Origin of the sequence: Serratia ureilytica (assembly GCF_013375155.1) — a bacterium.
GTDB classification, from domain to species: Bacteria; Pseudomonadota; Gammaproteobacteria; order Enterobacterales; family Enterobacteriaceae; genus Serratia; species Serratia ureilytica.
The window spans coordinates 218,982-231,580 of sequence record NZ_JABXOF010000011.1 but is presented as its reverse complement, the minus strand read 5'-3'; the positions used below and the strand labels follow the sequence as shown (position 1 = coordinate 231,580).

At 58.6% G+C, this 12,599-nt stretch carries 11 protein-coding genes; all 11 read right to left on the bottom strand.

Annotated features, from left to right (window positions below):
• Nucleotides 1–374: 374 nt before the first annotated feature.
• Complete coding sequence (locus HWW83_RS20560; protein WP_176589520.1) at nt 375–1,817, bottom strand: protein adenylyltransferase SelO; 1,443 nt, start codon at nt 1,815–1,817, stop codon at nt 375–377.
• Between the two features lie 244 nt (nt 1,818–2,061).
• Complete coding sequence (locus tag HWW83_RS20555; RefSeq protein ID WP_033642891.1) at nt 2,062–2,793, bottom strand: EAL domain-containing protein; 732 nt, start codon at nt 2,791–2,793, stop codon at nt 2,062–2,064.
• Between the two features lie 511 nt (nt 2,794–3,304).
• Nucleotides 3,305–4,318 (bottom strand): lipoate--protein ligase, encoded by a 1,014-nt coding sequence (gene lplA / locus HWW83_RS20550; RefSeq protein ID WP_033642890.1) that lies wholly within the window; start codon nt 4,316–4,318, stop codon nt 3,305–3,307.
• Between the two features lie 59 nt (nt 4,319–4,377).
• Nucleotides 4,378–4,842 (bottom strand): NlpC/P60 family protein, encoded by a 465-nt coding sequence (locus HWW83_RS20545; RefSeq protein WP_016927954.1) that lies wholly within the window; start codon nt 4,840–4,842, stop codon nt 4,378–4,380.
• A 176-nt stretch (nt 4,843–5,018) separates the two neighbouring features.
• Nucleotides 5,019–5,411 carry a 4-amino-4-deoxy-L-arabinose-phosphoundecaprenol flippase subunit ArnF gene (gene arnF, locus HWW83_RS20540; RefSeq protein ID WP_033642888.1) on the bottom strand — a complete coding sequence of 131 codons (393 nt, stop codon included), beginning with the start codon at nt 5,409–5,411 and terminating at the stop codon, nt 5,019–5,021.
• Nucleotides 5,408–5,752: a 4-amino-4-deoxy-L-arabinose-phosphoundecaprenol flippase subunit ArnE gene (gene arnE, locus HWW83_RS20535; protein WP_033642887.1), complete on the bottom strand. Its 345-nt coding sequence runs from the start codon at nt 5,750–5,752 to the stop codon at nt 5,408–5,410. Before arnE ends, arnF begins: the two co-directional genes overlap by 4 nt.
• Nucleotides 5,749–7,413, bottom strand: a complete 1,665-nt coding sequence (arnT, locus tag HWW83_RS20530) for a lipid IV(A) 4-amino-4-deoxy-L-arabinosyltransferase (protein WP_033642886.1) — start codon at nt 7,411–7,413, stop codon at nt 5,749–5,751. The genes arnE and arnT overlap by 4 nt, the downstream gene beginning before the upstream one ends.
• On the bottom strand, nt 7,410–8,315 hold the full coding sequence (gene arnD / locus HWW83_RS20525) for a 4-deoxy-4-formamido-L-arabinose-phosphoundecaprenol deformylase (protein WP_033652453.1): 906 nt from the start codon (nt 8,313–8,315) through the stop codon (nt 7,410–7,412). The genes arnT and arnD overlap by 4 nt, the downstream gene beginning before the upstream one ends.
• Nucleotides 8,312–10,294 carry a bifunctional UDP-4-amino-4-deoxy-L-arabinose formyltransferase/UDP-glucuronic acid oxidase ArnA gene (gene arnA, locus HWW83_RS20520; RefSeq protein ID WP_176589524.1) on the bottom strand — a complete coding sequence of 661 codons (1,983 nt, stop codon included), beginning with the start codon at nt 10,292–10,294 and terminating at the stop codon, nt 8,312–8,314. The genes arnD and arnA overlap by 4 nt, the downstream gene beginning before the upstream one ends.
• Entirely contained in the window at nt 10,294–11,274 is a 981-nt protein-coding gene (gene arnC, locus HWW83_RS20515; RefSeq protein WP_033642884.1) for an undecaprenyl-phosphate 4-deoxy-4-formamido-L-arabinose transferase, read from the bottom strand. Before arnC ends, arnA begins: the two co-directional genes overlap by 1 nt.
• Nucleotides 11,261–12,415: a UDP-4-amino-4-deoxy-L-arabinose aminotransferase gene (gene arnB, locus HWW83_RS20510; RefSeq protein WP_176589519.1), complete on the bottom strand. Its 1,155-nt coding sequence runs from the start codon at nt 12,413–12,415 to the stop codon at nt 11,261–11,263. The genes arnC and arnB overlap by 14 nt, the downstream gene beginning before the upstream one ends.
• Nucleotides 12,416–12,599 lie beyond the last annotated feature (184 nt).

Here is a 12,599-nt window from a genome sequence, read left to right as displayed (position 1 = left end):
GGGAAATCTGTCGCTTATGAGGTTGTGGTAGAGAAGTTGGAGATGAGCGCGGTGTTGGGCGCCCTTGAAGACGCCGAACGCAGGCATAGCGCATTAGGAGAAACCGCCATGGACGGCGGTTTCAGGTGAGACAGGCAGGGACGCCTGTCGCAACCGGCCTCAATGCGCTATGGCGGAGAGAGGGCAGTTGGCAAAGCCAACCGTCTGACAGGGCAAAGGCGCGGGTTGCCAGGGGCCGCGCCTTCGGCCCCTGGCTCGGTCGAGGTGCGTGAGCCACATGAGGCATCTCACTTTTATCGACCGAAAATTTCACGAACGCCTGCATAAAAACGCTAACTGACCAGCATTACGCCATGAGGCGCCCTTTTTTCATCTCAGCTGGAGCAGGAAATCTCCAGATGTTTGCCCCAGTCCGGCGGCAGCGCGGCGAGATCGTCATACTCCGGCGCATCGTCGAACGGCCGCAGCAAGGCCTGATGCAACCGCTGCAAACGGCCGACGTCGTCTTTCTCCGCATCCTCAATCGCTTGCTGGGCCAGGTAGTTGCGCAGGATCAGCCGTGGGTTCACCGCCTTCATCGCCCGTTGCCGCTCCGCGTCGCTGACCTGCTCCTGCTGCAAACGCTGACGATATTGCTGATACCAGGCGTCGAAGGCCGCGCGGTCGATAAACTCATCGCGCAGCGGCGACTGCGCCTGTTGCTGTTCGGTTTCGCTCAACAGACGGAACGTGCGGGTATAGTCCCGCCCTTCCTGGGCCATCAGGCTCAACAGGCCGGTCAGCACGTCGTTATCCTGCGCCGTCGGCGTGAAGAAGCCCAGTTTGGCGCGCATCTGTTCGCCATAAGCGCGCATCAACGCCGGTTCATACGCCGCCAACGCCTGCTGCAGCTGTTCGGCAGTCATCAGCCCCGACAAGGTTTGCGCCAGGCGATGCAGGTTCCATAACGCCACCGCCGGCTGATTATCAAAGGCGTAACGCCCTTGATGGTCGGAATGGTTACAGATGTAGCCGGGCTGATAGTCATCGAGGAAGCCGTAAGGGCCGTAATCGATGGTGATGCCGAGAATCGACATGTTGTCGGTGTTCATCACGCCGTGGGCGAATCCGACGGTTTGCCAATGGGCGATCAGGCGCGCCGTGCGTTCGACCACGTCGGTAAACCACAACAGGTAACGATCGGCCTGATCCTGCAACTGCGGCCAGTGACGGGCGATGACGAAATCCGCCAGCTGCCGCACCTGCTCCGGCTGTTTGCGGTAATAAAAGTGTTCGAAGTGACCGAAGCGCACATGGCTTTCCGCCACCCGCAGCAGCATCGCGCCGCGTTCCGGCTGCTCGCGGTATACCGGTTGTTGACTGGTGACAATAGTTAACGCACGCGTGGTGGGGATCCCCAGATGGTGCAACGCCTCAGAGGCCAGAAACTCGCGGACAACCGAACGCAGCACCGCGCGGCCATCCCCCATGCGTGAATACGGCGTCAGCCCGGCGCCCTTCAGGTGCCAGTCACGGTGACTGCCGTCCGCCAGGACTTGTTCGCCCAGCAAAATGCCGCGCCCATCGCCCAGTTGCCCGGCCCAGACGCCGAACTGGTGGCCACTGTACACCTGTGCCAACGGCTGCATGCCCGGCAGCAGCGTTTCCCCCGCCCAAATCGGGGTTTTATCCTGAGTAAACCAACTGTCATCCAGCCCCAGCTCGCGCGCCAGCGGCTCACTGTGGTACAGCAGGCGCACATCCTTGAGCGGCGTCGGGTTCAGGGCGGTGTAAAAACCGGGTAATTGTTGATAGTAAGCGTTATCGAATTGCGGCATAGGCCCTCCGTTTCAGCGTAGTGTAGAGCCTGAACGGGAGGATTAACACCGAAGGAATGCAGGGAGAACGCATCCGCCTGTCGCCAGAACGGATGCGGGAGGTTTCGCGTGAGGAAACGCGCTGAACGTCGGCTGACAAACGCGGTTATCAGCAAAACGTGGGGGAATAACGGCGACTGAATCACGCTAAACATCACCCCGTCGCTTATTTACCTCATTGTGTGTAGTTTTTTTGTATCACTTCTTAATTATTGAACTCGCTGGGCATCGCCAGCAAAGCTTGCAGATTATCCACACCAACGCTGGGCCATAAAAAACCTTGCAGGCCTAAAACACCGGCGTATCTGAGTTTATTAAAGTACTCTTTTTTCTCTATTCCTCCGACGATCACGCCTTTACACAACAGGTTGATATTCTTTAACAACGAGTCGATGACCACGTCATACCCCTGATGGGTAAACAGCTGCCAGTAAAAACGCTTGTCTATCTTTACGTAGTCAAACAAACCATCGTACAACGCGGTCAGCGTGGCTTTACCGGAACCGAAATCATCAAGCCATAGCGTAAACAATTCGCTTAATCGCCGCACGCTTGTATTGTTCTTTCCGGCAGAAAGATTCGGAAAACTCTCACTCATTTCAAATGCAATAAAAGGATATTGCCGGATCCTCTGGCACAAGGCCGGATCGGAAAGAATAAGCTCGACGATGGTTTCTTCGATATTGATGGTCAACTGCACGCTGTTACCGGTAAACCAGGCAGCATGCTGCTCCGCCAGTCTCAATTGCTCATTAAATAACTCAATCCTTTGTTCAGGCGCCAATAAATTAATCCCAATTTCGGCCGGCATGGCTAAATCACCGTCGAGACTGTTGAAACGGCTCAACATTTCCACCGCCAACAGCCCACCCTCCATTGAGTAAACAGGTTGAAAAACATAGCTACTAATAAAGTCAGCTTCGAGTTGGATGTTCATTTTAATGCCACAGGATGAATGGCTAGCGTATCATCGTATATCAATATATTTTATCGATCAATCCTTCTGGGATTAATCGGAAATATCAATGCAAATGTTCGTAAAATATCATTTAATTGATAGATTAAAGCTATACGACAATCGCGAACGGCGCAAAGAAAAGCAGCCGCACTTATGCCATTTTTCTCGTTCGGCGCGTGATGCGAAAAGATATTTGGCTTAAGTGGAATGGATTTGAGGCCAAATTTGACTTATCTCCTTTGTTTTAATTAAGAAAAATCCTAAATAAAGTAAAATAATCTTTCTGACTTAACGCCAATTTTTCCGGCCGTTAACGATGACTGATTAAATTTAATAACGCATCAATTCCGCCCGTTATTCGCCGCATTGAAAACCTGAAAAAATGCCCACCTTGATTTTCAGAAAATCTGCGCTACGCCCAGCGAAACGTCGCTTTCAGCGATAAAAAAAGGGATGAGCACGCTCATCCCCTCGCAGCCAGACCGCCCGGCTAGCGGATGGTATCGCTCAGCCATTGCCGCAGCTCGGTCAATTCAGCCGCCTGTTGCGGATAGGCCGCCACCAGGCGGTCGCAGCAGGCGGCGACGGGCTCACTGCGGTACGCGCAGCCCACCAGCATGTCCGCCAACCGCTGTAGCGGAGCCGGATTCAGGCTGTCGGTGAATACCTGCGCACGAACAATTGTCCCCTTCTCGACATCGAAGAACAGGTCCACGCCGCCCCAGACGAAGCGTTCATTTAGCAGATGGCTGAACGCCGGCGCCTTGCCGAAATTCCATTCCCAACTGCTCTGTTTGGCGAACTGCGCGGCAAAATCGGGCAGATCGGGGAATACATCCGGCGAAATGATCTCCGGCTCGGCCGTCTCGCCATAGTGGGCGAAGAAGGCCTGCACGATCGCCTCACACACCTGCTCATGGCTGATGCCCGGCAAAAACTCCGCCAGGTTGGCGACGCGTGAACGCACCGAGGTGATGCCCTTGGCCTGCAGTTTTTTGGGATCCGGATTGAGGTAGTCCGCCAGCCGCTCCAGATCGGCATTCAGCAACAGCGTGCCGTGGTGGAAACCGCGATCCTGCGTTTCGCGATAGGCGGAGCCGGATATTTTGCGCGGCCCGTCGGCGGTTTCCATCACCAGGTCATTGCGCCCCGATGCGTCGGCCGTTACGCCCAACTGCCGCAGCGCTTGCAGAATGATGTTCGTAGAGACGCTTTTATCGTACCCCGGCTTGCCGGCCATAAAGGTGAAGCAGGTGTTGCCCAAATCGTGGAATACCGCCCCGCCGCCGCTGCTGCGCCGCGCCAGCCGAATGCCATCCTGTTCCATACGCCGGGTGTTGCACTCTTTCCAGGGGTTCTGCGACTGGCCGATCACCACCGTTTCGGCATTGCGCCACAGGAAGAGGATTTTTTGCGTGGTCATTTCGCGGAAGATGCACTCTTCCACCGCCAGGTTGAACCAGGGATCGTAGGAGTCGGAGATCAGTAAACGCAAACTGTTCATGGCAGGCACCGTTCAAAACACGTGATGCCGCCATGATACACCAAATCAACGGGTTAAGGCTAAATGCGCCGCGCCTGCCAGTACACCCGTTTCCAGTAAACGTTATCGAGCGAGGAGCGGATCACCCCGCGGCTGGTCGAAGCGTGGATAAATTGGTCGTTGGTATCGTAAATGCCGACGTGCAGACCGTTCTCACCGCCGCCGGTTTTGAAAAACACCAGATCGCCCGGCATCAGTTCGTCGCGCGAGACCTTGGTGCCCAGCGAGGTTTGCTCTTCGGTCGAACGGGGCAGCTGCATATCGAAGCGATCGCGGAACGTGCGGTAAACAAAGCCGGAGCAATCGACGCCGCCGCGATCCAGGCCGCCGTAACGGTATGGCGTGCCGTACCACTGGCGCAGTTGTTCATTGAGCTGAGCCACCACCACGATAGAATCCGCCAGGCGGCCGCTGGGTGGCGGCGCATGGCTGCTGCAACCGGCGAGGATTAAACTGGCTAATAAAAACCACACACGCATCCGCATAATATCCCTTCATTGAACACGTTGCCGCATTATGCCATTCGGTACACCACTACACTGCCTGCGAGGCAAAGCCGGCACCACGTAAGGAAAGCGCTATTTCGCGTTAATTTATCTCCCGCACGGGGAAAAAGGCAAGCGCCATGAGGGAGATAATAGCAGGATCGCCGGTTTTGGCCCTATTGCGGCGATTTGGTCTCGGATTTGCTGTTAATCAGCCAGACGCCGAACAGAATAAACAGCGTGCCCAACGTTTTCAGCAGCGTAGCGGATTCGTTAAACCACGGCAGGATCACCGCCGCCAGGTAAACCAGCGCATAGCTGACGCTCAGCAGAGGATAAGCGCGGTTTAACGGCAGATGGCGCAGCGCAAAGAACCAACACAGCATCGACAGCGCATAGCCAAAGATGCCGCCGCCCACCGCCAGCAGCGGCAGCCAGTAGTCGCCGATCAGCGTCAGCGAGACATCGGCGAACGACATCAGCGGGATCTGAACCATGCCCCACTTCATCAGCAACTGCGCCAGCGTCACCAGCAGTACGCTGGCGGCGCCCCAGGCATAGCCCTTCATGAATGCACGCTCATCAGCAGGATCCCCAGCATAATCGACGCCACGCCACACCAATGGCGCGCGGTCGTCGGCTCATGAAACAGCCAGCGCGCGGCCAGCGTCACCATCACGAAGTTAAGGCTGAGCATCGGGTAAGCCAGGCTGAGCGGCAGGCGTTGCAGCACATTGAGCCACACCGCCATGCCCAGCCCCAGCAACAGCACCGCCAGCGCCAGCCAACGCAGCGTCTGCTTGAGCCGCGCCTCGTCCGCCCGTTCCCAGCAGTGCGCCGCCTGCTTCTGGCACAGCTGCCCACCACAGGTGAGCAGACTGACCACTATCACCAACAGAAAACCGATCATGGTTGCTGTTTATACCACATCAGCACCAGACGGTTCATGCGATCCACCTTGTCTGCGGCAGGCAGTTCCTGCGGCAGCGCTTCGCCGCGGGAGAGCTGCAACACCAGCGACACATTCCCCTGCTTGCGCGCCTGCGCCAGCCACTGCGGGAAGTCGGCGTCGCTGATCAGGTGCCCTTTGGCGTCCGGATACTCCAGACCATAGGCCACCTCGCCTTTCTGGCTGTACATCAACACGTCGCTGCGCTTGAGTTCCCAGGCCAGGCCGGCCGCCAGCCCGACGCTGTCGCTCAACACAAAGCGGCTGTCGCTCAGTTCGGCCATGGTTGCGCGGGCGAAGTTTTGCGGCAGTTTGGAATCGGTCACCTGTTGCGGGATGGCGTAACCAATCACCAGGCACAGCAACACCGGGCAAGCCGCCGCCCAGCGCCATTGGCGGCCGTTATCGCGCGCGGAGACCAGCGCGAACAGCAGCCAACCGCCGAACGCGATCAGGCCGAGAACCACTTTCGGCCACTCCTGCGGAGTAAACAGATGCGCTTTCGGCAGCAAACCGGCGCTCAACACCACCAGCGCCACGATGCCAATCAGCCCGAACAAGCCGTTCAGCCAGGCGTTGGCCTTAAACAGCCTGGCGCGCAGCGTGGCGGCATAGTCTTCCGCATAGGCGGTCATCAGCAGCGCCAGCGGCGCCATGCACGGCAGAATATAGGTCGGCAGCTTGCCTTTGGCGATGCTGAAGAAGATCAGCGGCATCATCGCCCAGCTCAGCAGGAAGAACAGCTCCGGGCGCTGCACGCGTTCGCGCCAACCTTTGAGCAGCGCGCCGGGCAGCAGCGCCAGCCACGGCAACACCGCCGCCAGCAGGATCGGCAGGTAATACCAGAATGGCGCCTTGTGCTGGGCGTTATCTTCGGCGAAGCGCTGAATGTGTTCGACCCAGAAGAAGTAATTCCAGAAATCGGGCTCACGTTGCGCGATCGCCAGCGCCCACGGCAGGCTGAGCAATGTGGCGGTCACGATCGCCACCGGGCCGTAGCACAGCAGATCCTTGATGCGACGTTGCTGAATGACAATCGGGATCACCGCGATCACCGGCACCGCCAGCGCCAGGAAGCCCTTGGTCATAAAGCCCATGCCGCAGGCCAAGCCCAGCAAGGCGTAGGCGCCCAGCTTGCCTTTGACCGAGGTGGCTTTCAGCGTCAGGTAATAGCTGACCATCGCCGCCGCCAGCCACAACGAAATCATCGGATCCAGCACACTGTAGGTACCGATGCTGAACACCAGCACCATCGACAGGAACATCAGCATCGCCAGGCTGGCGCGGCGCGCATTGCGCCACATCAGCATCGCCAGCGCGAACACCAGCAGCGCGGTCATGCCGGTGCTGAACACCGAGCCGAACCGCACCGCAAAGTTGTTTTCCCCGAACAGCCACTGGCTGATGTTATTGAACCAGTATCCCGCAACCGGCTTCTCGAAATAGCGCAGCCCCAGCAGGTGCGGCACCACCCAATCGCCGCGTTGCAGCATTTCACGACTGATCTCGGCATAACGCGTTTCATCCGGCTGCCACAGCAGGCGACCGTTAAGCGGGATCAGATAGACCAGAGCAAAAAAAACGGCCAGCAGAATGGCCCAGGATCCTTTTAGCGCCTTCATGTAACGTCCTTCACATCGGTTTGACAGCCCAGCCAACCTTCGCGGCCGGGGAAAGGAGCGCGCTTGATGCGGCCCAACGGCAGTGACGCCAAATCTTGCGGTAACAGCGCGCTCAGCGGGCAGAATTCGATGCCCTGCTGCCGTGCGCGTTGCAATAACTGTTCGAACATCGCCGCTTGCGACATGCCTTCCACTTCGGTGTGAATGGTGTACACCGGTACGCCGCGATCGTTCTCGATGGCGCGCAGAATGTAGTCGTTGAAGTCGGCCATGCTGACTTCGCTGCCGATCACTTCGTCGAAAGTCGGCAACGTCACCGGGATCTGCACCGTACCGTGACGCCCGTCGCTCAGCACCGGACGGAATGGATGGGTGCCGCGGCAATCGCTGTTGTAATGGAAGCCGAAGCGCTGCTTGACCTCCAGCACGCGCGTGTCGGCACGCCACCCTGCTACGGCGGAGCATTTCACCGGCTGGCCGGTGCTGGCGCTCAGGGCATCGACGCCCCGCTGCACCTGTTCGGTCAGCTGCGCCTCGCTCCACTTGCCGACGTTGGCCTGCCATCCCTGGTGATCCCAGGCATGCAGCCCGACTTCATGGCCGGCTTCGGCGGTGCGCTTCATCAGCGGCCCCAGCGCGCGTGAAATGTTGCGCCCCGGCCACGCGGTGCCGGCCAGCAGAATATCCAGACCGTACAGCGAAGCGGCGTTCGAGCGCAGCATTTTCCACAGAAATTTCGGACGCAAAAGGCGCCAAAGATGGCGCCCCATGTTGTCCGGTCCCACGCTGAAGAAGAAGCTGGCCTGAATGTCGTACTTTTCGAACAGGTCCAGCAATTGCGGCACCCCTTCACGGGTGCCGCTGAAGGTATCTACATCAACCCGCAGACCGACTTTCTTCATGCATCGTTCCCTTCCTGAACGGTAGTGCGCAGGAAGTAGTCCAGCGTATCGGCGACGGTTTGCTTCATCTCGATGGTCGGCTGCCAGCCCAGCAGGCGGCGCGCGTTTTTGATGCTCGGCGTGCGGTGCTCGACGTCCTGGTAACCTTTACCGTAGTAGCTGCTGCTCTCCACGTCCTTGAAGCCGGCAAACGGCGGGAAGCGGTCGCGCAGCGGGTGGTTGTTGAAGCTTTCCAGCAGCATTTCCGCCAGCTCGCGAATGCTCGCTTCGTTGGTCGGGTTGCCGATGTTGACGATCTGACCGTCGCACAGGCCGTCGCGGTTCTCAATGATGCGGAACAGCGCTTCGATGCCGTCGTTGATGTCGGTGAAGCAACGCTTCTGTGCGCCGCCGTCCATCAGTTTGATCGGCGAACCTTCTACCAGGTTGAGGATCAGCTGGGTGATGGCGCGGGAAGAACCGATGCGCGCGGCGTCCAGGTTATCCAGACGCGGCCCCATCCAGTTGAACGGACGGAACAGCGTGAACTTCAGGCCTTCTTTGGCGCCGTAAGCCCAGATCACCCGATCCAGCAGCTGTTTGGAGACCGAGTAGATCCAGCGTTGTTTGTTGATTGGCCCGACGATCAGACGAGAATGGTCTTCATCGAACTCTTTGTCGTCGCACATGCCGTACACTTCGGAGGTGGACGGGAAGATGATGCGCTTGTTGTATTTCACGCAGTCGCGAACGATCTTCAGGTTCTCTTCGAAGTCCAGCTCGAACACGCGCAGCGGGTTACGGGTGTATTCGATCGGCGTCGCGATCGCCACCAGCGGCAGCACCACGTCGCATTTCTTGATGTGATACTCGATCCACTCGGAGTGGATGCTGATGTCGCCTTCCACGAAGTGGAAGCGCGGGTTGTCGAGGAAGCGGCTGATGGCGTCAGAGCCGATATCCAGACCGTAGATGTCGTAACGATCGTCGCGCAGCAGACGCTCGGTCAGGTGGTTGCCGATGAAACCGTTGACCCCGAGGATCAGCACGCGGGTGCGGCGTTTCATCACGGCGTTGGGCTTGGCGGCCAGACGCACGTCGGTGACGATGCCCATTTCCTGCGCCAGGCGGCTGCCCTGCACGTACAGGCCACTTTCGTTCTGCCCGGCGACGATTTCCAGCGCGCCTTCGCCACAGGCGATGACCAGCGGGGCGGTGCTCAGCACGGTGCCCGGTTGTTTATCGTGTTGGGTATCCAGCACGCGGGAACGCCAGACGATCAGCTTGCGCTGGCCGAGGTAGCTGAATGCCCCCGGGTACGGTTCAGTGACGGCGCGCACCAGGTTGTTGATCTCTTTGGCGGATTTGTGCCACAAGATCTCGCCGTCCGCCGCGGTGCGGCGCCCGAAGTAGCTGGCCTGAGACTCATCCTGCTTGGTAAAAGTGGCGGTGCCGTTCTTCAGCTTCGGCAGTTGCTCTTTCAACATGGCCTGCGCGGCTTCCAGCACTTTTTTGTGCAGCGTCAGCGCGGTGTCGTTGTCGGCGATAGCCACTTTCTGCTGGCCCACAATGTCGCCGGCGTCAGGGCGTTTCACCATTTTGTGCAGGGTGGCGCCGGTTTCGGTTTCGCCATTCACCAACGCCCAGTTCACCGGCGCGCGGCCACGGTAGCGCGGCAGCAGCGAACCATGCAGGTTGAAACCGCCCAACGGGGCCAGCGACAAGATCTCGTCGCTCAGCATGTGACGGTAGTAGAACGAGAAGATCACGTCCGGCTGCAGTTCGCGAATGCGATCAACCCACAGCGGGTGGTTCACGTCTTCCGGCGCATAGACCGGCAGATCCAATTCGGCGCCCAAACGGGCCACGGAGGAGAAGAAGTTGTTCTCACCTGGGTCGTCGGTGTGCGTGAACACAGCCTGCACGTCATAACCCGCCTCAGTCAGCGCTTTCAGACCTGCGCAGCCAATATCATGGTAAGCAAATACAATAGCTTTCATCATTCTTCTTCCTGAGTATTGTGGTCTTGCTGTACGCCGACCACTTTCTGAACAAAATAGCGAGGACGTGCGCGCACGTCGGTATAGATGCGGCCGATGTATTCACCCAGCAGCCCCATGCCGACAAACTGGGCGCCGATAAAGGTGAACAGGACGGCGAAAAGCGTGAACACGCCGCCGGCGGCCCATTCAGGACCGAGCAGCAGACGCAGCGCGATCAGCACCAGCGCCAACACGAACCCGGACAGCGCCACGATGCTGCCGACCACGCTGAGCAAACGCAGCGGCGTAGTGGTCAGACAGGTGATCAGGTCATACATCAGGTTGATCAGCTTCATCAGGCTGTATTTGGAGTCGCCGAACTCGCGCTCGGCGTGACGCACGTCGATCTCGGTCGTGCGACGGGCGAAGGTATTCGCCAGGATCGGGATGAAGGTGCTGCGCTCATGACAGTGCAGCATCGCCTCAACGATATGACGACGGTAGGCGCGCAGCATGCAGCCGTAGTCCCCCATCGATTTGCCGGTGGCGCGTTGAATCATCATGTTGATTACGCGCGAAGCGCTTTTGCGGAACCAGGAGTCCTGACGGTTGGCGCGCACGGTGCCCACCACGTCATAGCCCTCTTCCGCCACGCTGACCAGCCGAGGGATTTCCTCCGGCGGGTTCTGCAGATCGGCGTCAAGGGTAATCACCAGATCGCCGGTCACCTGATTGAAACCGGCCATGATCGCTGAGTGTTGGCCATAGTTGCGGTTAAGCAGGACGGCAATCACGTGACTGTCCGGCTTTTCGGCCGCCGCGGTCAGCATGTCAGCGGAGTTGTCGCTGCTGCCATCGTCGACGAGAATGATTTCATAAGGTTGGGATAACTGCTTACAGGCGGCGGTAGTGCGCTCCAGCAACGCAGGCAGGCTTTCCTGCTCGTTGTATACCGGGATGACTATCGACACTTTTTTGATCGGTTCAACGCGAGACACGTAAAGACTCCACAACAGAAGACAAGGCATTGACCACGCGATCCACATCGGCGTCGGTCATATCAGGGAATAGCGGTAAGGTGCACAGCCGCGCCGAGTTCCATTCGGTATTCGGCAACGACAGCTGCGGATAGCGCTCACGGTAGAATTTCTGGGTGTGCGCGGCACGGAAATGCAGCCCGGTGCCGATGCCAACCTCTTTCAGGCGCTCCATCAGCTGGTCGCGATCGAGGCCGCAGCGCTCGGGATCGACGCGCACCATAAACAGGTGCCAGGCGTGGTCATGCGGATAATCCGGCACGCCCAACGGCTGGAACGGCGAGCCTTCCAGCGCGCTCAGGTAGCGCTGCGCCAGCGCCTTACGGCGCGCGTTCAGCTCGGCGAAGCGCGACAGTTGCACCACAGCGATCGCCGCGTGAATGTCTGACAGGTTGTATTTGTACCCCGGCTCCACCACTTCGGCCTGGGGTTTGCGGCCCAGCTGCTGGCGATCGAAGGCATCGACGGCCAGGCCGTGGAACTTCAGGCAACGCAGGCGATCCACCAGCGCATCGTCGTCGGTGGCGATCAGGCCGCCTTCGGCGCAGGTCACGTTCTTAATCGCGTGGAACGAGAAAATCGCCGTGCCGCGCGCGCCGACCCATTCGCCGTTGTAGCGCGTGCCAACCGCGTGGGCGGCGTCTTCGATCAGCGGCAGACCATGGCGTTCGGCCACGGCGCGCAAAGCGTCCATCTGCAGGGGAGCGCCGGCATAATGCACCGGAACAATCGCTTTGGTTTTCGGGGTGATGGCAGCCTCAACGTCGGCGGCGCTGACCATCAAGGTCTCACGGTCAACGTCGATCATTACCGGCGTAGCGCCCAGCAGTTCGATCATGTTGAGGGTGGAAACCCAGGTTTGGGAAGGGGTGATGACTTCATCGCCGGGCCCCACGCCCAGCGCCATCAAAGTGATGTGCATGCCCGCTGTGGCGGAACTGACGGCGATGGCGTGCTTACAGCCGAAGGTGGAACAGAAGTCGCTTTCCAGTTGCTGATTTTGCGGGCCGGTGGTGATCCAACCGGAACGCAACACTTTCTCTACCGCGGCGATTTCTTCGTCGCCGATGGCTGGACGAGAGAAAGGTAAAAATTGATCCATAGTTAACCCCAAACGTATCGGACTGCTTTTGATGACACTGTAAATCCCTTTCGTTTAACGAATATTAAACGCCAGAGAAGAATCGTTTCCGTGGATTAACTGCCAATGTAAGGCCGCAAGCTTAACTAAACCTTAAGACGAGACTTATCATCAGTGGGAGAACTGATAGGGAGGTGCCGTCATC